Below are 24,732 nucleotides of genomic sequence, written 5' to 3' on the forward strand. Positions count from 1 at the left end.
ACATTTATTGGGCGTATGCAATACGCCCCTACAATTGCGAAATACCCCTATTTTAAAGTAGAATGATGCGAACGCCAACAAGGAATATAAAATGATTGAACGACAACATCAAAACCAGTTTTTTTTACTTTCTGATGAACGTTATAGTGAATTGGATTATACCCAATTTTTCCAACCTGACTATTGGCAAAAGCAAGGGCGAGTTTCAGGCACGGCCAAAGGACGTGGTACCACTTATTTTTTACAAACCGCTGATCTATTCGGTGTTAATGCCAGCTTACGTCATTATTATCGTGGCGGTTTGTGGGGTAAAATTATTCGAGATCGCTACCGTTTTACCGTACTTTCACAAACCCGCAGTTTTGCCGAATTACGTTTGTTGCAAAAATTATACTTAGCGGGTTTGCCTGTGCCGAAGCCAATTATGGCGGTCGTTGAAAAAGGTAAGTTAGGTATTTGTTATCGTGCCGATATTTTGATGGAAAAGATCGAAAATGCACAGGATTTAACCGCGGTTTTACAACATCAAACCTTGCCCCCAGAAATTTGGCAACAGATTGGTAGCTTAATTCGTCAGTTACACGATTTGCAAATTTGCCATACGGATTTAAACGCCCATAATATTTTGCTCCAACAGACAGCAACAGGGCAAAAATGTTGGTTGTTAGATTTTGATAAGTGCGGTGAAAAATCAGGGGATTTTTGGAAACAAGGTAATCTTGAACGATTACAGCGTTCTTTTCATAAGGAAATTGAACGGATGAAAATTCAATTTAGCACGCAAAATTGGCAAGATTTATTAACCGGTTATCACAATCACCAGATTTAATGATAGAATACCGCAAATTTTTTTTGAATAGATAAAATAATTAGGAATACCAATGCGTACAAGTCAATATTTATTTTCAACGCTAAAAGAAACCCCGAATGATGCTCAAGTGGTGAGCCATCAGTTAATGCTTCGATCTGGTATGATTCGCCCGATGGCATCTGGCTTATATAACTGGTTGCCAACAGGTGTTAAAGTATTGAAAAAAGTTGAAAATATTATTCGTGAAGAAATGAACAAAGGCGGTGCCATTGAAGTGCTGATGCCTGTGGTACAACCTGCCGAACTTTGGCAAGAATCAGGGCGTTGGCAGGATTATGGTGCAGAGTTATTGCGTTTTACCGATCGTGGCAAACGCGATTTTGTGTTAGGACCGACGCACGAAGAAGTGATCACAGATCTTATTCGCCGTGAAATCAGTTCTTACAAACAGTTACCGCTGAATTTATATCAAATTCAAACTAAATTCCGTGACGAAGTTCGACCACGTTTTGGCGTAATGCGTTCCCGTGAATTTGTGATGAAAGACGCTTATTCTTTCCACACCACGAAAGAAAGTTTACAACAAACCTATGATGTGATGTATCAGGTTTATAGCAATATTTTCAATCGGTTAAACTTAGATTTCCGTGCAGTACAAGCGGATACAGGTTCAATCGGTGGCTCCGCATCACATGAGTTTCAAGTGCTGGCTCAAAGCGGTGAAGATGATGTGGTATTTTCTACCGAAAGTGATTTTGCCGCCAATATTGAATTAGCGGAAGCGGTGGCGGTAGGTGAACGTTCACAACCAACTAAAGCGATGGAATTAGTGGATACGCCAAATGCCAAAACCATTGCAGAGTTAGTAGAACAGTTTAATCTGCCAATTGAGAAAACCGCCAAAACCTTGATTGTAAAAGGGGCAACAGAAGAACAGCCGTTAATCGCCTTAATCTTACGTGGTGATCATGAATTAAATGAAGTGAAAGCTCAAAAACACCCGTTAGTCGCTGATCCATTAGAATTTGCTGATGAAGCCACAATTAAAGCCAAAATTGGGGCGGGTGTGGGATCATTAGGTGTGGTGAATTTACCGATTCCAGCGGTGATTGATCGCTCCGTGGCATTAATGTCTGATTTTACGGTGGGAGCCAATATTGACGGCAAACATTATTTCAATGTGAACTGGGAACGTGATGTGGCGTTGCCTGAAATTTTTGATTTGCGTAACGTCGTCGATGGTGATCCAAGTCCAGACGGAAAAGGCACATTGCAAATTAAACGGGGCATTGAAGTGGGGCATATTTTCCAGTTGGGGACGAAATATTCCGAAGCCATGAAAGCCACCGTGCAAGGCGAAGACGGTAAACCGTTGGTGATCACAATGGGTTGCTATGGTGTTGGTGTCACCCGTGTGGTGGCAGCGGCGATTGAGCAAAATCATGATGAGCGTGGGATTATTTGGTCAAGCGATGAAATTGCCCCATTTACCGTGGCGATTGTGCCAATGAATATGTACAAGTCCGAAAGCGTACAACAATTTGCTGAAGAGTTATACCACACTTTGCAATCGCAAGGTGTCGATGTGATTTTTGATGATCGCAAAGAACGCCCCGGTGTCATGTTTGCGGATATGGAATTGATCGGCGTACCACATATGGTGGTGATCGGTGAGAAAAATCTGGCTAACGGTGAAATTGAATACAAAAACCGCCGTACAGGGGAAAGGCAGATGATTGCAAAAGATGAATTGTTAGCGTTTTTAAAAGAGAATGTGAAAGCTTAAGAACCTAAAAATTGAAATGACCGTCAAAGTGCGGTCATTTTTTTGCCTGTTTATCCTTTCCATCTCTCAAACAAAGATGAACTTACCACATTATCCACCTTATCAAAAGCAATCATTTTGCCATCTTCCATTAAGATCACTTGCTCTGCCAATGTGGTGAGTTCATCTACACTATGGGTGACATATAAAATCGGAATAGCGATTTGTTGGGCGAGGTTTTCTAAATAGCTTAATAACTCTTGTTTACGGGGTAAATCAAGGGCGGATAAAGGTTCGTCCATCAGCAACATTTCAGGTTGACTTAATAACGCTCTTCCAATGGCGACACGTTGTTTTTCCCCGCCAGACAGGCTGATGGGGTAACGATTTAGCAAGTGTTCGATGCCGAGTAGTTGCACAATTCGGTCAAATTCCACCGCATTTTTTCTGCTTTTGGATTGCATGGCGTAACGCAAATTTCCTTTTACAGAATAATGTGGAAATAAACGTCCATCTTGAAAAACATAGCCCATATTACGTTTATTGGGCGGGAGGCAGATACCTTTTTTGGTATCCACTAAAATTTTGTCATTTAATTTAATATAACCTTGATCAGGATGAATTAACCCACTGATTAAATTAATCACGGTGGATTTGCCTGAACCTGACAAGCCAAAAAGTGCGGTGACATTTTGGCTCGGAATTTGAGCGTTAAGTTGTAATTCAAAATTGCCTAAGCGTTTACTTACATTAATGTCTAGCATCAGATTGCCCCAATTTTTGTTGTGTCCGTTTGGCGAGCCACTCGGAAATAATCAGTGAGAGTAACGCAATAATAATGGAAATTAAACAAAGGCGAGCTGCTGCTCCTTCAGCATTTGGAGTTTCGATAAAGGAATACATGGCGAGTGGTATGGTTTGCGTGACATTGGGAATGTTTGACACAAAGGTAATAGTTGCCCCAAATTCACCTAAAGAACGGGCAAAGCCCAAAATCATACCGGCCAAAATACCTGGGAACGCTAAAGGTAAGGTGATGGTATAAAAAGTTCGCCATGGTGAAGATCCGAGTGTTAGGGCAGCTTGTTCAAGACGCATATCAATGCTTTCAATGGCTAAACGGATAGAACGTACCACTAAGGGAAATGCGACCACGGCGGAAGCTAAAATAGCACCGTTAAGGCTGAATCCAAAGGTAAAACCAAACCATTGCGAAATATATTTACCGATGAATCCATTGCGTCCCATGGAAATAAGCAGTAAGTAACCGATCACTACCGGCGGTAGCACAAGCGGTAAATGAACAATACCATTAAGTAAGGCTTTGCCCCAGAATTGTTTGCGAGCTAATAACCACGCAATCGCAATCGCAAAGGGTAACGCCCAAATATTCGCCCACAGAGCGACTTTTAAACTTAAAATAATGGCATTTATTTCAGATGGTGAAAGTTTTATATATTCAATCATATAGCGAATTTTGTTATTAAAAGGGCGGACTCACAAATCCGCTCTACAAGTATTTATACAATTATTTACGCACAATCGGTGGCACAAAGCCTAAGCCTAAATCCCATGGCTGTTCAATCCAAGTATTTTGTGGAATATCTATCACATAATCATCCACTAATGGCGCCCCCGCCGGCTTGGCAAAAACGGTAACAAATTTTGCCTTTGGATACATTTTGCGAATTTCACGCGCGGTATTTCCTGTATCTACTAAATCGTCCACTACGATAAAGCCATCACCGTCAGTTTGAGCTGCATGTAAGACTTTTAATTCGCCTTGTTGATCATGATCGTAACTGGAGATACACACAGTTTCAACATGGCGTAGTCCCAATTCACGTGCTAATACGGCGGCAGGAAATAAACCACCACGGCTGACAGCAATAATGCCTTTCCATTGTGTGGCTGGTAATAAACGCTCAGCCAGTTTGCGAGCGTGCATTTGGAACATATCCCAAGTGACAATATACTTTTCACTCATCATTTTATCCTTAACTTATTTGAGAGAAATTTAAAAATTGTGTAAGCATACCATTTTATCGGCGGTGAATGCTAGAAATTTTGTTTTTTCTATCGTATTTTTTGTGGAAAATCAGCGAAATATCAGGAATATTTGTATAAAACCAGAAATTGATCCATAATGAGACGATCTTTTTATTAAAGGAGGAATTATTATGTCAGATATTCAAACATTACAACCAAAACGTTTATGGCAATGGTTTGATCGCCTTTGTACTATTCCACGTCCATCACATCACGAAGAAAAAGTCGCACAATTTATTGTGGATTGGGCGAAAGAAAAAGGTTTTTTTGTAGAACGAGATCAAATTGGTAACGTATTAATTCGTAAACCAGCCAGTAAAGGCATGGAAAATCGCCAAAAAGTCGCATTGCAAGCCCATATGGATATGGTACCGCAAGCAAATGAGGGATCTACACATGATTTCTTAACGGATCCAATTTTACCTTATGTGGATGGAGAATGGGTAAAAGCGAAAGGGACAACTTTGGGTTCAGATAATGGTATTGGTTTGGCATCAGCCTTAGCGGTGTTAGATGCAGATGATTTAGCCCATCCAGAATTGGAAGTGTTATGTACCATGACGGAAGAAGCTGGTATGGATGGGGCGCACCATTTAAAAACAAATTGGTTACAATCTGATGTGATGATTAATACCGATACGGAAGAAAATGGCGAAATTTATATTGGTTGTGCTGGTGGTGAAGATGCTAAAGTGAGTTTGCCGATTCAACGTGAAAAAAATACTTTTGCACATACGTATCAACTTTCTTTAAAAGGTTTGCGCGGTGGTCACTCTGGCAGTGAAATTAATACAAATCGAGTTAATGCGATTAAATTATTTGCTCGTTTCTTAGCAAATATTGAACAAACTCAAGCCTTTTCATTTGCTTTAGCAGAAATTCGAGGCGGTTCGGTGCGTAATGCCATTCCGCGTGAGGCACATGCGATAGTTTGTGTGAATGATGAAAACGCCTTAAAAACTGCGGTGCAAAATTTCCAACATTTATTACAAGATGAATTAGCCATGGCTGAACCGAATGCTACACTTACCGCTCAACTGATTGAAAAAGCAGAAATGATCTTTGACAAAGTATCTACACATAAAGCTATTCATTTAGTTAATGCATTACCAAATGGCGTAAATCGTTACAGTGATGTTGTTGATGGTGTGGTGGAAACATCAAGCAGTATTGGTGTGTTAAAAACCGAAGACGATGCAGTAACGGGGTTGATTTTAATTCGCTCTTTAGTAGAAAGTGGTAAACAATATGTGGCAAGTTTATTGTCGTCTTTGACATCTTTATGTGATGCAACAGTCACCCTTTCTGGTAATTACCCCGGCTGGCAACCTCACCCAGATACCGATATTTTGCGTTTAACCCAACGCATTTATGCGGAAATATTAGGTGCTGAACCAACCATTAAAGTCATTCATGCAGGGTTGGAATGTGGTTTAATTAAACAGGCTTATCCAGCGATGGAAATTGTGTCTTTTGGACCAACTATTGAAAATGCTCATTCCCCTGATGAAAAAGTGCATATTCCTGCTGTACAAATTTATTGGGCGCTATTGACCAAAGTATTGGCGAATATTCCAGAACAAAAATAAATAGAAAAATTGGGGGCAGCTAAAAATTTGATATGAAAATAGTAAAGAAAGTGATACAATCGCTCGTTCTAATTAGGGTCAATAGATCCTATGTCCCGAATTTTATATTTTATTGATAGGTTAATTTATGGCTCTTGTTACCGAGAAAAAGAAACATGCACCTGAGCAAACAGCAGGGCAAAAATCCGTTGGTTTAAACCGTTTATTATGGTTATTAGCTATCGTTGTCATCATTGTCGCTGCGGTAGGTAATATTTATTTTGCAGAACAATATTCAACCGCTATTCGTGTGGTCGGTATTGTGGTATTAATTGCCGTTGCTTTGGGCTTGGCAGCCATTACTAATCAGGGGGTAAAAGCTCTCGCTTTCTTTAGTGATGCTCGTGTTGAAATGCGTAGAGTGGTGTGGCCAACTCGCTCCGAAACTACACAAACCACATTAATTGTGGCTGGTGTAACAGTAGTTGTTTCATTAATTTTATGGGCGTTTGACAGCATTATTATTAGCGTCCTTGATTTCTTAACCAATTTGAGATTCTAATCCTATGACAGAAACAGTAGCAGCTAAAAAACGTTGGTATGTATTACAGGCTTTCTCTGGTTTTGAAGGTCGAGTAGCGACAACATTGCGTGAATATATTAAATTAAACCACATGGAAGATCAGTTTGGTGAAGTGCTTGTACCTACCGAAGAAGTGATTGAGAATGTGGCGGGTAAACGTCGTAAAAGTGAACGCAAATTTTTTCCGGGCTATGTGTTAGTTCAAATGGAAATGAATGATTATACATGGCAGTTGGTGCGTAGTGTGCCGAGAGTATTGGGTTTCATTGGTGGAACAGCAGATAAGCCGTTGCCAATTAGTCAGCGTGAAGCGGATTTAATTTTAAATCGTGTCGAACAAAATGCGGATAAACCACGTCCGAAGAATACGTTCTTGCCGGGGGAAGAAGTGCGAGTGACGGAGGGACCATTTGCTGACTTTAATGGTACCGTGGAAGAAGTAGATTATGAAAAAGGTCGAGTTAAAGTATCTGTTTCTATTTTTGGTCGTGCGACACCCGTTGAACTTGAGTTTAGTCAAGTAGAAAAAGCCCATTAATGGATGGTATTTTATAAAAAGTAGTAGGGGCGTATTGCATACGCCCTAAAATTTGATTAAAATACAGCCCTTTTAACGTCCTAGCCTTGTGTTAGGGTAAATAGAAATCTTGCATTCGCAAGGAAATAAACAGGGGAGCTGCTTGAGTAAAGCTTGGCGGCGTTATCACCCACATAGAAGGAAACTTAAACATGGCAAAAAAAGTCCAAGCATACGTTAAGTTGCAAGTTGCAGCGGGTATGGCTAATCCATCACCACCAGTTGGTCCAGCATTAGGTCAACAAGGTGTGAACATCATGGAATTTTGTAAAGCATTCAACGCTCGTACTGAGAGCTTAGAAAAAGGTTTACCAATTCCAGTAGTTATTACGGTATATGCAGACCGTTCATTCACGTTCATTACTAAAACTCCACCAGCGGCGGTATTATTGAAAAAAGCAGCGGGTATCAAATCTGGTTCAGGTAAACCGAACAAAGATAAAGTGGGTAAAGTAACCTTAGAGCAAGTTCGTCAAATCGCTGAAACGAAAGCAGCGGATATGACTGGTGCAACTATTGAAACTAAAATGAAATCAATCGCTGGTACAGCTCGTTCAATGGGCTTAGTGGTGGAGGAATAATACGATGGCTAAATTGACTAAAAAAATGAAAGCAATCAAGCAGACCGTAGATTCTACTAAAGCGTATGAAATTAACGAAGCTATTGCAGTGTTAAAACAATTCGCCACCGCTAAATTCAAAGAAAGCGTAGATGTGGCAGTAAATTTAGGTATTGATCCACGTAAATCAGACCAAAACGTACGTGGTGCCACTGTGTTACCACATGGTACAGGTCGTGAAGTGCGTGTGGCTGTGTTTACTCAAGGTGCCAATGCAGACGCAGCCAAAGCCGCTGGTGCAGACTTAGTGGGTATGGAAGATCTTGCCGAGCAAGTGAAAAAAGGCGAAATGAACTTTGACGTTGTAATTGCATCACCAGATGCAATGCGTGTTGTCGGTCAGTTAGGTCAAGTATTAGGTCCACGTGGTTTAATGCCAAACCCGAAAGTAGGTACCGTCACACCAAACGTGGCCGAAGCGGTTAAAAACGCAAAATCTGGTCAGGTTCGTTATCGTAATGATAAAAATGGTATTATCCATTCAACTATCGGTAAAGCTGACTTTGCTCCAGAACAATTAAAAGAAAACTTACAAGCCTTGTTGGCTGCTTTAGTGAAAGCAAAACCAACCAGTGCAAAAGGTATCTTTATCAAGAAAGTGAGCATCTCTACCACTATGGGTGCAGGTGTAGCTGTTGATCAGTCTTCACTTTAATTGATGACTCGGTTTGACAAAAGTGCGGTTTTTTACCGCACTTTTTTATAGAAATGACTTTACCAATAGGAAAAAGTCGTCTATAATTGCCGACCTAATTTTGCAAAATGTATTGCGAAATATATTGTAATATATAGCAAAATATAGCGAAGTATTGATGGTGCTTGCCAAATCAAGCCCCATCCAAGACCGTAGGTGGTGACATAAAATCAGTCGCCTTAATATCCAACGTAGATGGTGAACAGAAAAAGAATTTTCTGCTTCTGTACACCGAAGTCGTCCTAATAAATATTTTATTAGGTAGTTTAATTCCGAGAAATCGGAGTGTATTCAGGAGCTAAAAGCCAATGGCATTAAATCTTCAAGACAAACAAGCAATTGTTGCCGAAGTAAATGAAGCAGCCAAAGGTGCCCTATCAGCTGTTATCGCGGATAGCCGTGGTGTAACAGTTGATAAAATGACTGAGTTACGTAAAACAGCTCGTGAAGCTGGCGTTTCAATGCGTGTGGTTCGTAATACTTTATTACGCCGTGCCGTTGAGGGGACAGAATTCGAATGCTTAAAAGATACGTTTACTGGTCCAACTCTGATTGCATTTTCTAATGAACACCCAGGTGCAGCAGCACGTTTGTTCACTGAATTTGCAAAAACAAATAAAGAGTTTGAATTAAAAGGTGCAGCCTTTGAAGGTAAATTGCAGGATGTAAATTTCTTAGCAACATTACCAACTTACGAAGAAGCGATTGCACGTTTAATGGGTACAATGAAAGAAGCTGCGGCAGGCAAACTTGTTCGCACTTTTGCAGCATTACGCGACAAATTACAAGAAGCCGCTTAATTTTAAAAGCACTTCTTAAATCGTTTATCAACTTATTTACTTTAGGAATTGATTGTTATGTCATTAACTAACGAACAACTAATCGAAGCGATTGCTTCAAAATCAGTATCAGAAATCGTTGAATTAATCGCAGCGATGGAAGAAAAATTCGGCGTTTCAGCAGCAGTAGCGGCAGCAGCTCCAGCAGCAGGTGCAGCGGCAGCAGTTGAAGAAAAAACTGAATTCGATGTAGTATTAGCAGAAGTGGGTGCAAACAAAGTTGCTGTGATCAAAGCAGTACGTGGTGCAACAGGTTTAGGCTTAAAAGAAGCGAAAGACTTAGTTGAATCTGCACCAGCTAACTTAAAAGAAGGCATTGCTAAAGCAGAAGCAGAAGCATTGAAAAAAGAATTAGAAGAAGCGGGTGCAAAAGTAGAGATCAAATAATTTTGATTGACACTTTTTCCACTTCGGAAACCAGATTTTCTGGGAAAGTGGCTGACGGAATACCGTCAGCCATTTTGTGCTATCAAGGTAGCATAAATAAAACCACCGTTTTATTGTCGATAAATTAAGTTAAATCAATCTGTTAGCTTAATGACAATCCGCTCATCAGAAGTAAGGTTCAGAGTGCGGTATCTAACAAACGGATTCAAATCATTGTAACAGGTCGGCAAAAATTTTTATTTTTTTCACCGCACTTTTAAACTGTTGCAATTCGGTCACACTAAAAAATTACAGAGGAACCCCAATGGTTTACTCCTATACCGAGAAAAAACGTATTCGTAAAGACTTCGGCAAACGTCCGCAAGTTTTAAATGTACCTTATTTATTAACAATCCAATTAGATTCTTTCGATAAATTTATCCAAAGAGATCCTGAAGGACAACAAGGCTTAGAAGCGGCATTTCGTTCTGTTTTCCCTATCGTGAGTAATAATGGTAGTACAGAATTACAATATGTCAGTTATCAATTAGGTCAGCCAGTATTTGATGTGCGAGAATGTCAAATTCGAGGTACCACTTTTGCCGCACCATTGCGTGTAAAATTACGTTTAGTCAGCTATGATAGAGATGCGGCACCGGGTACCATCAAAGACATTAAAGAACAAGATGTGTATATGGGTGAAATCCCGCTGATGACTGAAAATGGTACCTTTGTGATCAACGGTACAGAACGGGTTATCGTTTCACAATTACATCGCAGTCCGGGTGTATTCTTTGATTCTGACAAAGGCAAAACCCACTCATCTGGGAAAGTATTATATAACGCCAGAATTATCCCTTATCGTGGTTCTTGGTTAGATTTTGAATTTGATCCGAAAGATAACTTATTTGCACGTATTGACCGCCGCCGTAAATTACCGGCAACCATTATTTTACGCGCCTTAAACTACACCACTGAAGAAATTTTGGATTTATTCTTTGAGAAAGTACAATTTGAAATTCAAGATAATAAATTATTAATGACCTTGGTGCCAGAGCGTTTACGTGGTGAAACCGCCAGCTTTGACATTGAAGCCAATGGCAAAGTTTATGTCGAACGTGGTCGTCGTATCACTGCCCGTCATATTCGCGCTTTAGAAAAAGATAATATCGATAAAGTTGAAGTGCCAACCGAATATATTATCGGTGAAGTGGTCGCCAAAGATTATGTGGATTTAGAAAGTGGTGAGATTATTTGTCCAGCTAATATGGAACTATCGCTAGAGCTATTAGCCAAATTAGCGCAAGCAGGTTACACCACCATTGAAACCTTATTTACCAATGACTTAGACTTTGGTCCTTATATTTCTGAAACCTTGCGTGTCGATCCGTCTTGTGATCGTTTAAGTGCGTTAGTGGAAATCTATCGCATGATGCGTCCAGGTGAGCCACCTACAAAAGAAGCCGCCGAAGGTTTATTTGATAACCTGTTCTTCTCACAAGATCGTTATGATTTATCGGCAGTAGGTCGGATGAAATTCAACCGTTCTTTAGGCATTGAAGAAGAAGCAGGCAGTGGCGTATTAAGCAAAGAAGACATTGTCAATGTAATGAAAAAACTCATTGACATTCGTAATGGTCGTGGCGAAGTGGACGATATTGACCACTTGGGTAACCGCCGTATTCGTTCTGTAGGTGAAATGGCAGAAAACCAATTCCGTATTGGTTTAGTACGTGTTGAGCGTGCCGTGCGTGAGCGTTTATCTTTAGGCGATTTAGATGCAGTCACACCACAAGATTTAATCAATGCCAAACCAATTTCTGCTGCAGTGAAAGAATTCTTTGGTTCATCACAATTATCGCAATTTATGGATCAAAACAACCCATTATCGGAAGTGACCCATAAACGCCGTATTTCAGCTCTTGGCCCAGGTGGTTTAACCCGTGAACGGGCAGGCTTTGAAGTGCGTGACGTACATACCACCCACTATGGTCGTGTGTGTCCAATCGAAACCCCTGAAGGCCCGAATATCGGTTTGATTAACTCCCTTTCTGTGTATGCTCGTACTAACGACTACGGTTTCTTAGAAACCCCATATCGTAAAGTGGTCGATGGTCAAGTGACCGAAGAAATCGAATATTTATCTGCCATTGAAGAAGGTAAATATGTGATCGCACAGGCGAACTCCAATCTTGATGAAAACTTCCGCTTTACTGATGCCTTTGTGACGGCTCGTGGTGAACACGGTGAATCAGGGTTATATCGCCCAGAAGATATTCATTATATGGACGTTTCCACCCAACAAGTGGTGTCGGTGGCGGCTGCGTTAATTCCATTCTTGGAACACGACGATGCGAACCGTGCCTTAATGGGTGCGAACATGCAACGCCAAGCCGTCCCAACGTTACGCTCCGATAAACCATTAGTCGGTACAGGCATGGAAAAACCAATCGCCCTTGATTCAGGTGTGGCTGTGGTTGCTAAACGTGGTGGGACAATCCAATATGTGGATGCCTCTCGTATCGTGGTGAAAGTCAACGAAGACGAAACCATTCCAGGTGAAGCAGGGATTGATATTTATAACTTGATTAAATACACCCGTTCAAACCAAAATACTTGTATCAACCAAATTCCTTGTGTGAATTTAGGTGAGCCAGTGGGGCGTGGTGAAATCTTAGCTGATGGTCCATCAACCGATCTTGGTGAATTGGCGTTAGGTCAAAATATCCGTGTGGCATTTATGCCTTGGAACGGTTATAACTTTGAAGACTCCATGTTAGTGTCTGAGCGTGTGGTGCAACAAGATCGTTTTACCACCATTCATATTCAAGAATTATCTTGTGTGGCACGTGATACCAAACTCGGTTCGGAAGAAATCACCGCAGATATTCCAAATGTGGGTGAAGCGGCGTTAAGCAAACTGGATGAATCAGGGATTGTGTATGTCGGTGCGGAAGTGAAAGGCGGCGATATTCTGGTGGGTAAAGTGACACCAAAAGGTGAAACTCAATTAACTCCAGAAGAAAAATTATTACGTGCGATTTTCGGTGAAAAAGCATCTGATGTAAAAGACAGCTCACTTCGTGTACCAAATGGCACGTCAGGTACGATTATTGACGTGCAAGTCTTTACCCGTGACGGTGTAGAGAAAGACAAACGTGCCTTAGAAATCGAAGAAATGCAACTCAAACAAGCGAAAAAAGACCTTGTGGAAGAGTTGGAAATTTTAGAAGCAGGCTTGTTCTCTCGTGTGCGTAACCTATTAATTGACGGTGGCGTAAGCGAAAAAGAATTGGATAAAATGGATCGTACGAAATGGTTAGAACAAACCTTGAGCGATGAAGCGAAACAAAACCAATTAGAACAACTTGCCGAACAATATGAAGAATTACGCAAAGACTTTGAACACAAACTTGAAGTGAAACGTGGCAAAATCATTCAAGGTGATGATTTAGCCCCAGGCGTGTTAAAAGTGGTTAAAGTCTATCTTGCGGTGAAACGCCATATCCAACCAGGTGATAAAATGGCGGGTCGTCACGGTAATAAAGGGGTTATCTCAAAAATTAACCCTGTGGAAGATATGCCGTACGATGAAAACGGTCAACCTGTGGAAATCGTGTTGAACCCATTGGGCGTACCATCTCGTATGAACATCGGTCAGATTTTGGAAACTCACTTAGGTTTAGCGGCGAAAGGGATTGGTGATCAAATCAATGCAATGCTTAAACAAAAACAAGAAGTGGAAAAATTGCGTGGCTATATTCAAAAAGCCTACGATTTAGGTGGTGGTTCACAAAAAGTGGATCTTAGCACCTTCACTGATGAAGAAGTCTTGCGTTTAGCCGAAAACTTGCGTAAAGGTATGCCATTGGCGACACCAGTATTTGACGGTGCTCACGAGAGTGAAATCAAGGGCTTGCTTGAATTAGGTGGCTTGCCGACTTCAGGTCAAATTACCTTATACGATGGTCGTACAGGGGAAAAATTTGAACGTCCAGTTACGGTCGGCTATATGTATATGCTCAAATTGAACCACTTAGTTGACGACAAAATGCACGCTCGTTCAACAGGTTCTTATAGTCTTGTTACACAACAACCGTTGGGTGGTAAAGCCCAATTCGGTGGTCAGCGTTTCGGTGAAATGGAGGTCTGGGCATTAGAAGCCTATGGTGCTGCTTACACCTTACAAGAAATGTTGACGGTGAAATCCGATGATGTGAACGGTCGTACGAAGATGTATAAAAATATCGTCGGTGGCACCCATTATATGGAACCAGGCACACCAGAATCTTTCAATGTGATTATGAAAGAAATTCGTTCGCTTGGTCTTAACATTGATTTAGACGAAGAGTAAGCCGACAGGCAAATTATCCGCTAAAGTGCGGTTAAAAAAATCTAATTTTTTACACCGCACTTTGAATACGTTTAACTCCGATAGGAGCAAAATCTGTGAAAGATTTAGTTAAATTTTTAAAAGCACAATCAAAAACTGCAGAAGATTTTGATGTGATTAAAATCGGTCTAGCTTCCCCTGATATGATCCGTTCTTGGTCATTTGGTGAAGTGAAAAAACCAGAAACCATTAACTACCGCACATTCAAACCAGAACGTGACGGTCTTTTCTGCGCCCGTATTTTCGGACCAGTGAAAGATTACGAATGTTTATGTGGTAAATATAAACGCTTAAAACACCGTGGCGTGATCTGTGAAAAATGTGGCGTAGAAGTAACACAAACCAAAGTTCGCCGTGAACGTATGGGACATATTGAGTTAGCTTCTCCAGTAGCCCATATTTGGTTCTTAAAATCCCTGCCGTCCCGTATTGGCTTGTTGTTAGATATGCCGTTGCGTGATATTGAGCGTGTGCTTTATTTTGAAAGCTACATCGTGATTGAGCCGGGAATGACCGATCTTGAAAAAGGTCAATTACTCACCGAAGAACAATATTTGGAAGCCGAAGACCGTTTCCAAGATGAATTTGAAGCGAAGATGGGGGCAGAAGCCATTCAAGCGATTTTGCGTGATATGGATCTTCCACATGAATGCGAAGTGTTACGTGAAGAATTGCAAGAAACCAATTCGGAAACCAAACGTAAAAAAATCACCAAACGCTTGAAATTAATCGAGGCTTTCATTCAGTCTGGCAATAAACCAGAATGGATGGTGATGACCGTATTGCCTGTGTTACCACCTGATTTACGTCCGTTAGTACCGTTAGACGGTGGTCGTTTTGCTACGTCTGATTTGAACGATCTCTATCGCCGTGTGATCAACCGTAACAACCGTTTAAAACGTTTATTGGATTTAATTGCGCCAGATATTATCGTGCGTAACGAAAAACGTATGTTACAAGAATCTGTGGATGCCTTATTAGATAACGGTCGCCGTGGTCGTGCGATTACGGGTTCAAACCGCCGTCCGTTGAAATCTTTGGCAGATATGATCAAAGGTAAACAAGGTCGTTTCCGTCAAAACTTATTAGGTAAACGTGTTGACTATTCAGGACGTTCTGTAATCACCGTGGGTCCATACTTACACCTACATCAATGTGGTTTACCGAAAAAAATGGCGTTGGAATTATTCCGTCCATTTATTTACGCTAAATTAGAAAGCCGTGGTTACGCATCAACCATTAAAGCTGCCAAAAAAATGGTGGAGCGTGAAGATGCTATCGTATGGGATATTTTAGCGGACGTGATTCGTGAACACCCAATCTTATTAAACCGTGCGCCAACCTTGCACCGTTTGGGTATTCAAGCCTTTGAACCGTTATTAATTGAAGGGAAAGCCATTCAGTTACACCCATTAGTCTGTGCGGCGTTCAATGCGGACTTTGACGGCGACCAAATGGCGGTTCACGTTCCATTGACATTAGAAGCCCAGCTAGAAGCTCGTGCCTTAATGATGTCCACCAACAACATTTTATCCCCTGCCAGTGGTGATCCGATTATCGTGCCATCACAAGACGTGGTATTGGGTCTATACTACATGACCCGTGACAAAGTGAACGGCAAAGGCGAAGGTATGTTGTTGCAAGACCCGAGAGAAGCGGAAAAAGCCTACCGTACAGGACAGGCGGAATTACATTCTCGTGTTAAAGTGCGTATTACCGAATACACTAAAAATGCGGATGGTGAATTTGAACCACAAACCAACTTAGTGGATACCACCATTGGTCGTGCCATTTTATGGATGATCGCACCAAAAGGGATGCCATTTAGCTTGTTTAACCAAACCTTAGGCAAAAAAGCGATTTCAAAATTGATCAACGAAAGCTATCGCCGTTTGGGGATGAAACCAAGCGTGCTATTCGCTGACCATATTATGTACACCGGCTTTGCTTACGCGGCACGTTCAGGTTCATCTGTTGGTATTGACGATATGGTCATTCCACAGAAAAAATACGAAATTATTTCCGCTGCTGAAGAAGAAGTGGCAGAAATTCAAGAGCAATTCCAATCAGGTTTAGTGACTGCCGGCGAACGTTATAATAAAGTGATCGATATTTGGGCGGCGGCTAACGAACGTGTTGCCAAAGTGATGATGGAAAACTTGTCCACGGAAGAAGTGATCAACCGTGACGGTAATCCTGAAAAACAAGCGTCTTTCAACAGCATCTTTATGATGGCTGACTCTGGTGCGCGTGGTTCTGCCGCACAGATTCGTCAGTTAGCGGGTATGCGTGGTTTGATGGCACGTCCAGACGGTTCAATTATTGAAACCCCAATTACCGCAAATTTCCGTGAAGGCTTGAACGTATTACAATACTTTATTTCCACCCACGGGGCGCGTAAAGGTTTGGCAGATACCGCATTGAAAACTGCAAACTCTGGTTATTTAACTCGTCGTTTAGTGGATGTAGCACAAGACTTAGTGATCACCGAAGATGATTGTGGCACGCACGAAGGTATCGTGATGGCACCATTAATTGAAGGTGGCGATGAAAAAGTCCCATTGCGTGAATTAGTGTTAGGTCGTGTTGCTGCCGAAGATGTGTTAAAACCAGGTACAGACGAAGTGTTAATCGCTCGTAATACTTTATTAGACGAAAAACTCTGTAATGTATTAGATGAAAACTCCGTGGATACGGTAAAAGCACGTTCTGTGGTAACCTGTAACACTGATTTTGGTGTGTGTGCGAAATGTTATGGTCGTGATTTAGCACGTGGTCACTTGATTAACCAAGGGGAAGCTGTCGGTGTTATCGCTGCTCAATCTATCGGTGAACCGGGTACACAGTTAACCATGCGTACGTTCCATATCGGTGGTGCGGCATCTGCAGCAGCCAAAGAATCCAGCGTGCAAGTGAAAAACAACGGTACCATTCGTTTAGCCAACGTGAAATTCGTTAATAACAACGAGGGTAAATTAGTTTTAACTTCTCGTAATACCGAATTAACCGTGATTGACGCATTCGGTCGTACCAAAGAGCATTATAAATTGCCTTACGGTACCATTTTAAACAAAGCAGACGGCAGCGATGTCGAAGCGGGCGAAACCATTGCCAACTGGGATCCGCATACCATGCCGGTTATCTCTGAAGTAGCGGGTTTCGTGAAATTCGTGGATATCGTGGACGGCTTGACCGTGACACGCCAAACCGATGAATTGACAGGTTTATCTTCTATCTTAGTGCAAGATGTGGGTGAACGTGCAACAGCCGGTAAAGACTTACGTCCAGCGATTAAATTAGTGGATGCCAAAGGTAACGATATTTTAATCCCAGGTACGGATGTGGCTGCACAATACTTCTTACCAGGTAAAGCGATTGTGAACCTTGAAGACGGTGCAGAAATCAATATTGGTGATCCGTTAGCGCGTATTCCACAAGAATCCGTCGGAACCAAAGATATTACTGGGGGTCTTCCACGCGTGGCAGACTTATTTGAAGCACGCAAACCGAAAGAGCCAGCGATTTTGGCAGAAATTTCAGGTATCGTGTCCTTCGGGAAAGAAACCAAAGGCAAACGCCGCCTATTGATTACCCCAACAGACGGCTCCGATGCGTACGAAGAAATGATTCCAAAATGGCGTCAACTCAACGTATTTGAAGGCGAAATGGTGGAACGTGGCGACTTAATTTCAGACGGGGCAGAAACCCCACATGATATCTTACGTTTACGTGGTGTTCACGCCGTGACGGAATATATCGTCAACGAAGTGCAAGAAGTTTACCGCTTACAAGGGGTAAAAATCAACGACAAGCACATCGAAGTGATTGTTCGTCAAATGTTGCGCAAAGCCATTATTACCAACGCTTATGACTCTGAATTCTTAGAGGGTGAGCAAGTGGAAGTGGCACGCATTAAAATCGTCAACCGCAAACGGGAAGCCGAGGGCAAACCATTGGTAGAATACCAACGTGAATTACTCGGTATTACCAAAGCATCACTTGCGACTGAATCTTTCATCTCTGCGGCATCGTTCCAAGAAACTACACGTGTGTTGACGGAAGCTGCCGTGGCCGGTAAACGTGATGAATTGCGTGGTTTAAAAGAGAATGTCATCGTTGGTCGCTTAATCCCAGCCGGTACGGGTTTTGCTTATCACCAAAATCGTGTGAAAAACCGTAATGCTGGATTTAAAGTTGAAGAACCTGTGGTTAAATTCTCTGCCGCTGATGAAGCGGAAATTGAAGCGGAATTTAACAATATGGTCGCTGATGATCCAACCGCTAGTTTGACAGAAATGTTGAATAGGGTGGATGATGAGTAATCGTTGATTTAAATTGACGAAAAAGCCCTTTGCTTGTTAAAGTAAAAGGGCTTTTTATTTAGTTTAAGCAGTTAGAGAAAATCATGGACAGAGAATATATCCTACGTTTTTTACAAGCTAAAATCAAAATTAATGAACATATTATTGGTGCTGCAGTAGGTTCAGGAATAACGGCTAAATATACTACTCAGGGCGGAGCCGATTTTTTATTGGCGCTTAGTGCCGGTAAATATCGTATGATGGGAAGAGGTTCTTATGCCAGTTATTTATGTTATAGTAATAATAATGAAATTGTCATGGAGTTAGGTACAAGGGAGTTATTACCTATTATTCAACAAACTCCAGTCTTATTCGGTTTATTTGCCACAGATCCTACGATTCGTCTTAATAAATATCTACAATTAATTAAACAAAATGGTTTTTCAGGTATTATCAATTTTCCTACAATGGCATTAATTGATGGAAAATTTGGTCAAGTTTTAGCAAAAGAAGGGCATTCATTTCAAAAAGAAGTTGAAGCAATAAAACTCGCTCATTCTTTGGATTTATTTACTATTGCTTTTGTGTGTACAGAACAACAAGCTCAGCAGATGTTACAGGCAGGAGCTGATGTTATTTGTGTTCATTTAGGTTTGACTAAGGGGGGAGAACTTGGTGCTAAAAAGTTTATTTCTCTTAATGACGCTAAACGAATAACAGAACGTATCTTTAATATTTGCCAGCAAGAGAATGAAAATATATTAAGAATGATTTATTCAGGAACAGTAAATACTCCTATGGATATGCAATATATTTATCAAAATACTAGTTGTCAAGGGTATATTGGAGGTTCTATTTTTGAACGCATACCAATGGAAAAAGATATTTATAATATGACGAAAATTTTTAAAAGTTATGTAGATGAACAACAAAATGCTCTCTTAATTCAACAACTCAATAAACATAAACAGCGTAATCATACGGAAGAGGTTAAAAAATATATAGAGCAGCATTATATGAAAAATATTCATTTATCTGAGTTGGCGTTATTATTATATATTTCACCATCGTATTTAAGTATTAAATTTAAGAAAGATACGGGTATATCTTTTATTGATTATTTAGTCAGTTATCGAATAAATAAAGCAAAAGAATTATTAAAATCGACTAATATATCTTGTAAGGAAATTGCTCAAGCTGTGGGATATGTGGACGATATTCAATTTTCCAAGATGTTTAAAAAGAAAACAGGAATAACCGCAATTCAATATAGAAAGAGAGAATATAAACACAATAATTAAAAATATAAACACATTTTATTTTTATATAAGAGGGATAAAATCTTAACATCAATAAAAGATTTTATCCCTTTTCTTTTAAGTAAATTAGCTTTCAGCCAAAGGAGAGTTGCTCTATGAAAACTATCGCAATCGCAGGAACTTTTGATACAAAAGGTACAGAATTTTTGTATGTTAAAAGTCTAGTGGAACAATTAGGGTTTAAACCTTTTATGATCCATACAGGGGTATTTGAGCCTGATTTTGAAGTGGATATAACTAATAAGGATATTGCACAGCACGCAGGTTCTGATATTGCAGATATTGTAAGAAAAAAAGATCGAGCATTTGCTACCGAGATATTGTCTAAAGGTATGGAAATTCTTGTGCCTAAACTTTATGCAGCAGGTGAGTTTGATGGTATTATCTCTTTTGGTGGATCGGGTGGTACATCGTTAGTAACACCAGCGATGCGAGCCTTACCTATTGGGGTACCTAAGGTAATGGTTTCAACTATGGCATCGGGTAATGTTGCACAATATGTAGGAGCTAGTGATATTGTTATGATCCCTTCAATTGTAGATGTTGCAGGACTTAATCAAATTTCTAAAACTATTTTTAGAAATGCTATCTTAACTATTGCAGGAATGGTAGGACTTAAAGATCAATTAAAAGGCGATTTAGAACAGAGTAAACCGCTTATTGCTGCAACCATGTTTGGTGTGACCACACCTTGTATCAATTATGCTAAAAATTATCTTGAACAACGTGGTTATGAAGTTTTAGTCTTTCACGCTACTGGCACAGGTGGGAGAACCATGGATAGCTTAATTAGTACTGGTTTTTTTAAAGGTGTATTAGATTTAACTACAACAGAATGGTGTGATGAGATTGTCGGTGGTGTATTAAATGCCGGACCAAATCGTTGTGAAGCGGCAGCTAAACATGGCGTTCCACAAGTGATGTCTGTTGGAGCGTTGGATATGGTTAATTTTGGACCTTTTGATACTATACCGAATTGTTTCAAAGATCGCCTATTTTACCGCCATAATCCAACGGTTACTTTAATGCGAACCACTGAACAAGAAATTATCCAAGTGGGTAACAAATTAGTTGAAAAATTAAATATGTCATCACGCAAAACTATTTTAATGTTACCACTACAAGGTCTTTCATCTATTGATGCCGAAAACCAAATTTTTGAAGGGATTAATGAACGAAAAGCTTTATTTGATACCTTGAAGAATGGCGTAAATCCATCGGTTGTTGAAGTCGTTGAAATGAATAATCACATCAATGATCAAGTTTTTGCTGAAACTGCAGCACAAAAACTTATTGAATTAATAAACTCATCAAATTAAATCTAGGAGATTCCACTATGAATAGAATGACTCGTACAGAAATTATGGCAAAATTCAGAAATGAAGTTGCTAATGGTAAAATTCTTGTTGGTGTAGGTGCGGGCACTGGTATTACTGCTAAGTGTAGTGAAAAAGGTGGTGCAGATATGCTGATTATTTATAACTCTGGTCGTTTTAGAATGGCTGGACGTGGTTCGTTATCTGGTCTTTTAGCATATGGCGATGCTAATAAAATTGTACAAGAAATGGGTGCAGAAGTCCTCCCTATTGTAAAAGATACGCCTGTGCTTGCCGGGGTTTGTGGGACAGATCCATTCCGTGTTATGGATTTATTTTTAAAACAATTAAAAGAGCAAGGCTTCAATGGCGTTCAAAACTTTCCTACGGTCGGTTTAATTGACGGTAAATTTCGTGCTAATTTAGAAGAAACGGGTATGGGCTATGGTTTAGAAGTGGAAATGATCCGTGAAGCTCATAAATTAGATATGCTCACTTGTCCTTACGTTTTTGACGCAGAACAAGCGGCAGCAATGGCAGAAGCAGGGGCAGATATTTTGGTTGCACATTTAGGCTTAACAACAAAAGGTTCAATTGGTGCGGAAACTGCATTAACCCTTGATGATTGTTGTGAAATTATCCGAGAAATTATTAGTGCAGGCAGAAAAGTAAATCCGGAAATTCTTGTAATTTGCCATGGCGGACCTATTGCAGATCCAGAAGATGCGGAATATGTAATTAAAAAAGTCCCTGAAATTGACGGTTTCTTTGGCGCATCATCAATTGAGCGTTTAGCATCTGAGCGTGGAATGACAACTCAAACTGCGGCTTTCAAAGCGATTAAAAAATAAAGTATTGAATTAGCGATAAAGCTAAATATCAATTCGTTAGTAGGTTAATTTCATTAAACTAAAACCACGTAAGTTTTTAAACAAACGTGGTTTTTGATTTTACCTATTAAACTATTTTATCTATTATGCCAAAAAAGAAAAATAGCAAAAACTCACTATCTTTGCTTTAAAATTAAAAGGACTGAGTTCGATATAACATCCACCGTTGTTAGACCTTGAAATAGATGTCTAATTTTTCCGATCCGTTCAAAAGTACTTTTCTTATTTGAGAGCCTCCTGATCTTCTTTGCTTATTTTAGTCTCACAAAAATGAATTTGTTGTTCAAACTTGGTTAACCATTTTTTACCATCTTCATTTGCTTTATTTAGATAATTATCTCGTATTGGCATCGTAGCCTTTTTAAAGGCTTCTTTTTCTTCTGTTGTTGGATTGTATATCTTTCCACCAGCTTTTTTGAATTCTTCATAAGCATTAAATTCTTGCCACTTAGGATAGGATCTTAAATATTGATTTTGTGCAATAACAGCGTCTAGGATCACTTTTTTCAGATTATCTGGTAATGAATTAAATTTGTCATTATTCATTAACCAAGCTCCTCCCATATAAGCATGTCCATCTAATGTTATATGTTTAAGGCTTTCATGAAATTTCATCTGAACAATGTCTACAATACCATTTTTGGTACCATCTACCATCCCTGTTGATAGAGCAGTATAAACTTCGGGCCAAGCAATAGGAGTTGGTGCGCCACCTAATGTTTTTACTAATTCCTGTTGTATTGCAGCTGGAACCGTTCTTAATTTAAGACCTTTTAGATCTTCTGGTTTTTGAATTACTTTTTTGGTTGTAGCAAAATTACGCCATCCTCCCGAGTTTGAAATCATCATTAAACGTAGATTTTGCGTTTTTCCTAATATTCCTTCTCGAACTTCGGCGATAAAATCTTGATTATCATACACACATTCCGCAACACGATCATTCGGTAATAAATAGGGCAAATCGAAGCTTTCTATAGATTGCCAGTAATTAGCTAACTCAGGAACTGTCGTTTGAAAATAATCAAACATTCCTGACTGAACACCCGCCAAACATTCTTTGGCATTACCACAAAGTTGTCCGCTAGGATAAATTTCAACAGAAATCTCACCATTTGAATGAGATTCAGCTATATTTTTAAAAACTAATAATGATTGATAATTATAACTGTCTAAATTTGTCACAATAGGAACAGTCAATTTATATTGTGCTGCCTGAGCTGCTCCGATAGTTAATAAAAATGTACTGATTAAAATTGATTTTTTAATTTTCATAATAATGTCCTCGCGATTGATAAAAATTATTAATTAATGGAAATGGATAATATTTTTTATTTGATATTACATTAATCCTAAAAGTTGTGGTAAACCAGTAACAAAAATAGGAAAGAATGATATTAAGAAAATAATTAAAAATTCAATAAATAAGAACGGTAGAATTGCTTTTGATATTTTCTGCAATGGCACGCCAGATACACCTGATGCGACAAACAATACCAACCCCATTGGAGGCGTTGCTAAACCTATAGATAAATTAGAAACCATAACCACACCAAAGTGAACAGGATCGATTCCTACATTCGTCATAATAGGGGCTAAAATTGGCGCAAAAATTAATATGGCAGGACCCGCGTCTAAAAACATACCAACGATAAATAAAAAGATATTAACGATAAAGAATAAAAGATATTTATTATCAGTGATTGAATACAAGAAAGATGTCACATGGTTTGCAATTCCGGATAAACTTACCGCAGAAGCAAATCCACTTGCCGCGGCAACAATGATCAGTATAGCGGCTGCATTTACACTTACTCTAACAAACATCGGATAAACATCTTTTAGCTTTAAGTTTTTCATAATGAAAACAGATAAAATTAATGCATAGAATACGGCCACAGCAGCGGCTTCTGTCGGAGTAAATATTCCACCATAAATTCCCCCAAGGATAATTACAGGGGTAAGTAATGGTAATATTGCCATTTTAAATCCGGCACGTCTTTCCACACTAGAAGCTCGTGCAAATTGTTGAACTTGTGGGTATTTTCTAATTTGGTATCTATTTACTAGCATTAATCCAATACAAAGGATGATTCCTGGCACTACTCCACCCATAAACATAGCTGCAACAGATGTATTCATTACAAAAGCATAGATCAACATTATTCCACTAGGTGGAATAATTGTTCCTAGAACCGTCGCGGCTGCAGTTAAAGCGGCAGCATAAGTTCTGTCATATTTATAACGTTCCATTTCAGGAATTAACATTTTTCCAATCGCAGACGTTGCTGCAACCGATGATCCTGTTAAGGCGCCAAATAAAGTAGATGCTAATATAACAACATGTCCCAATCCACCCTTTAAGTGCTGAACCATTGTTTGAGAGAAAGTAATAATACGATTTGTTATACCACCATTTACCATAAATTCACCAGCTAGCATAAAAAATGGCAATGCTAGGAGTAAGAAACTATCTAACCCTGAATATAATCTTTGATAAAGCATGTTTATAAACAATACTTTTTCATCTTGAAATAATGCGATTATGGGGGATAATCCTAAGGCAAACAAAACAGGTACACCGATTAACAAAAATATTAAAAAATATAAAATAAAAACTGGAGATACCATAACCAACGCCCTC

At 39.7% G+C, this 24,732-nt stretch carries 18 protein-coding genes and 1 pseudogene; 14 read left to right on the forward strand and 5 right to left on the reverse strand.

Annotated features, from left to right (window positions below; translation table 11 throughout):
* Positions 1-91: 91 nt before the first annotated feature.
* Together E0709_RS10650 and proS are read left to right on the forward strand one after the other, a co-directional pair.
* Positions 92-829, forward strand: coding sequence for a 3-deoxy-D-manno-octulosonic acid kinase (locus E0709_RS10650; RefSeq protein WP_132302842.1), 738 nt, complete (start codon positions 92-94; stop codon positions 827-829).
* Positions 830-881: 52 nt separating this feature from the next.
* The gene (gene proS, locus E0709_RS10655; RefSeq protein ID WP_132302843.1) at positions 882-2,597 is read left to right on the forward strand and encodes a proline--tRNA ligase; all 1,716 of its coding nucleotides are present in this window, start codon (positions 882-884) and stop codon (positions 2,595-2,597) included.
* A 56-nt stretch (positions 2,598-2,653) separates the two neighbouring features.
* Here proS and modC read toward each other — a convergent pair.
* From modC to gpt, 3 genes and pseudogenes are all read right to left on the reverse strand, one after another.
* Positions 2,654-3,340, reverse strand: a pseudogene (gene modC, locus E0709_RS10660) (molybdenum ABC transporter ATP-binding protein); the annotation flags it as partial.
* Positions 3,327-4,043 (reverse strand): molybdate ABC transporter permease subunit, encoded by a 717-nt coding sequence (gene modB, locus E0709_RS10665; protein WP_132302845.1) that lies wholly within the window; start codon positions 4,041-4,043, stop codon positions 3,327-3,329. The pseudogene modC and the gene modB, both read right to left, overlap by 14 nt.
* Before the next feature lie 61 nt (positions 4,044-4,104).
* Positions 4,105-4,563, reverse strand: a complete 459-nt coding sequence (gpt, locus tag E0709_RS10670) for a xanthine phosphoribosyltransferase (RefSeq protein ID WP_132302846.1) — start codon at positions 4,561-4,563, stop codon at positions 4,105-4,107.
* Positions 4,564-4,756: 193 nt separating this feature from the next.
* Between gpt and E0709_RS10675 the strand changes: the two genes are divergently transcribed.
* From E0709_RS10675 to E0709_RS10730, 12 genes are all read left to right on the forward strand, one after another.
* Positions 4,757-6,214: an aminoacyl-histidine dipeptidase gene (locus E0709_RS10675; protein WP_132302847.1), complete on the forward strand. Its 1,458-nt coding sequence runs from the start codon at positions 4,757-4,759 to the stop codon at positions 6,212-6,214.
* 127 nt (positions 6,215-6,341) lie between these two features.
* The gene (gene secE, locus E0709_RS10680) at positions 6,342-6,755 is read left to right on the forward strand and encodes a preprotein translocase subunit SecE (protein ID WP_132302848.1); all 414 of its coding nucleotides are present in this window, start codon (positions 6,342-6,344) and stop codon (positions 6,753-6,755) included.
* A 4-nt stretch (positions 6,756-6,759) separates the two neighbouring features.
* Positions 6,760-7,314 carry a transcription termination/antitermination protein NusG gene (gene nusG / locus E0709_RS10685; protein ID WP_132302849.1) on the forward strand — a complete coding sequence of 185 codons (555 nt, stop codon included), beginning with the start codon at positions 6,760-6,762 and terminating at the stop codon, positions 7,312-7,314.
* A 191-nt stretch (positions 7,315-7,505) separates the two neighbouring features.
* A complete protein-coding gene (gene rplK, locus E0709_RS10690; RefSeq protein ID WP_132302850.1) occupies positions 7,506-7,934 on the forward strand; it encodes a 50S ribosomal protein L11 in 429 nt (142 codons plus the stop codon).
* 4 nt (positions 7,935-7,938) lie between these two features.
* On the forward strand, positions 7,939-8,628 hold the full coding sequence (gene rplA / locus E0709_RS10695) for a 50S ribosomal protein L1 (RefSeq protein WP_132302851.1): 690 nt from the start codon (positions 7,939-7,941) through the stop codon (positions 8,626-8,628).
* Between the two features lie 347 nt (positions 8,629-8,975).
* Complete coding sequence (gene rplJ, locus E0709_RS10700) at positions 8,976-9,467, forward strand: 50S ribosomal protein L10 (protein ID WP_132302852.1); 492 nt, start codon at positions 8,976-8,978, stop codon at positions 9,465-9,467.
* Between the two features lie 57 nt (positions 9,468-9,524).
* Positions 9,525-9,893, forward strand: a complete 369-nt coding sequence (gene rplL / locus E0709_RS10705; RefSeq protein ID WP_132302853.1) for a 50S ribosomal protein L7/L12 — start codon at positions 9,525-9,527, stop codon at positions 9,891-9,893.
* A 304-nt stretch (positions 9,894-10,197) separates the two neighbouring features.
* Positions 10,198-14,226, forward strand: a complete 4,029-nt coding sequence (rpoB, locus tag E0709_RS10710) for a DNA-directed RNA polymerase subunit beta (protein WP_132302854.1) — start codon at positions 10,198-10,200, stop codon at positions 14,224-14,226.
* Positions 14,227-14,321: 95 nt separating this feature from the next.
* Positions 14,322-18,587 (forward strand): DNA-directed RNA polymerase subunit beta', encoded by a 4,266-nt coding sequence (gene rpoC / locus E0709_RS10715; protein ID WP_132302855.1) that lies wholly within the window; start codon positions 14,322-14,324, stop codon positions 18,585-18,587.
* Between the two features lie 83 nt (positions 18,588-18,670).
* Positions 18,671-19,867 (forward strand): phosphoenolpyruvate hydrolase family protein, encoded by a 1,197-nt coding sequence (locus E0709_RS10720; protein ID WP_132302856.1) that lies wholly within the window; start codon positions 18,671-18,673, stop codon positions 19,865-19,867.
* A 113-nt stretch (positions 19,868-19,980) separates the two neighbouring features.
* Positions 19,981-21,204, forward strand: a complete 1,224-nt coding sequence (locus E0709_RS10725) for a Tm-1-like ATP-binding domain-containing protein (RefSeq protein WP_132302857.1) — start codon at positions 19,981-19,983, stop codon at positions 21,202-21,204.
* A 17-nt stretch (positions 21,205-21,221) separates the two neighbouring features.
* A complete protein-coding gene (locus E0709_RS10730) occupies positions 21,222-22,052 on the forward strand; it encodes a phosphoenolpyruvate hydrolase family protein (RefSeq protein ID WP_132302858.1) in 831 nt (276 codons plus the stop codon).
* A 261-nt stretch (positions 22,053-22,313) separates the two neighbouring features.
* Here E0709_RS10730 and E0709_RS10735 read toward each other — a convergent pair whose 3' ends face one another.
* Together E0709_RS10735 and E0709_RS10740 are read right to left on the reverse strand one after the other, a co-directional pair.
* Positions 22,314-23,363, reverse strand: a complete 1,050-nt coding sequence (locus tag E0709_RS10735) for a TRAP transporter substrate-binding protein (RefSeq protein ID WP_132302859.1) — start codon at positions 23,361-23,363, stop codon at positions 22,314-22,316.
* A gap of 66 nt (positions 23,364-23,429) precedes the next feature.
* Complete coding sequence (locus E0709_RS10740) at positions 23,430-24,719, reverse strand: TRAP transporter large permease (RefSeq protein ID WP_132302860.1); 1,290 nt, start codon at positions 24,717-24,719, stop codon at positions 23,430-23,432.
* Between the last annotated feature and the right edge of the window lie 13 nt (positions 24,720-24,732).

Source organism: Lonepinella koalarum, from assembly GCF_004565475.1.
Taxonomy (GTDB): Bacteria; Pseudomonadota; Gammaproteobacteria; order Enterobacterales; family Pasteurellaceae; genus Lonepinella; species Lonepinella koalarum.

Coding starts and splice junctions, on each gene's coding strand:
- E0709_RS10725 (WP_132302857.1), top strand. CDS start 19,981: ATGAAAACTATCGCAATCGCAGGAACTTTTGATACAAAAGGTACAGAA.
- modB (WP_132302845.1), bottom strand. CDS start 4,043: ATGATTGAATATATAAAACTTTCACCATCTGAAATAAATGCCATTATT.
- E0709_RS10740 (WP_132302860.1), bottom strand. CDS start 24,719: ATGGTATCTCCAGTTTTTATTTTATATTTTTTAATATTTTTGTTAATC.
- E0709_RS10730 (WP_132302858.1), top strand. CDS start 21,222: ATGAATAGAATGACTCGTACAGAAATTATGGCAAAATTCAGAAATGAA.
- rpoB (WP_132302854.1), top strand. CDS start 10,198: ATGGTTTACTCCTATACCGAGAAAAAACGTATTCGTAAAGACTTCGGC.
- rplL (WP_132302853.1), top strand. CDS start 9,525: ATGTCATTAACTAACGAACAACTAATCGAAGCGATTGCTTCAAAATCA.
- E0709_RS10675 (WP_132302847.1), top strand. CDS start 4,757: ATGTCAGATATTCAAACATTACAACCAAAACGTTTATGGCAATGGTTT.
- rplJ (WP_132302852.1), top strand. CDS start 8,976: ATGGCATTAAATCTTCAAGACAAACAAGCAATTGTTGCCGAAGTAAAT.
- gpt (WP_132302846.1), bottom strand. CDS start 4,563: ATGAGTGAAAAGTATATTGTCACTTGGGATATGTTCCAAATGCACGCT.
- E0709_RS10720 (WP_132302856.1), top strand. CDS start 18,671: ATGGACAGAGAATATATCCTACGTTTTTTACAAGCTAAAATCAAAATT.
- proS (WP_132302843.1), top strand. CDS start 882: ATGCGTACAAGTCAATATTTATTTTCAACGCTAAAAGAAACCCCGAAT.
- rplA (WP_132302851.1), top strand. CDS start 7,939: ATGGCTAAATTGACTAAAAAAATGAAAGCAATCAAGCAGACCGTAGAT.
- secE (WP_132302848.1), top strand. CDS start 6,342: ATGGCTCTTGTTACCGAGAAAAAGAAACATGCACCTGAGCAAACAGCA.
- rplK (WP_132302850.1), top strand. CDS start 7,506: ATGGCAAAAAAAGTCCAAGCATACGTTAAGTTGCAAGTTGCAGCGGGT.
- E0709_RS10650 (WP_132302842.1), top strand. CDS start 92: ATGATTGAACGACAACATCAAAACCAGTTTTTTTTACTTTCTGATGAA.
- nusG (WP_132302849.1), top strand. CDS start 6,760: ATGACAGAAACAGTAGCAGCTAAAAAACGTTGGTATGTATTACAGGCT.
- E0709_RS10735 (WP_132302859.1), bottom strand. CDS start 23,363: ATGAAAATTAAAAAATCAATTTTAATCAGTACATTTTTATTAACTATC.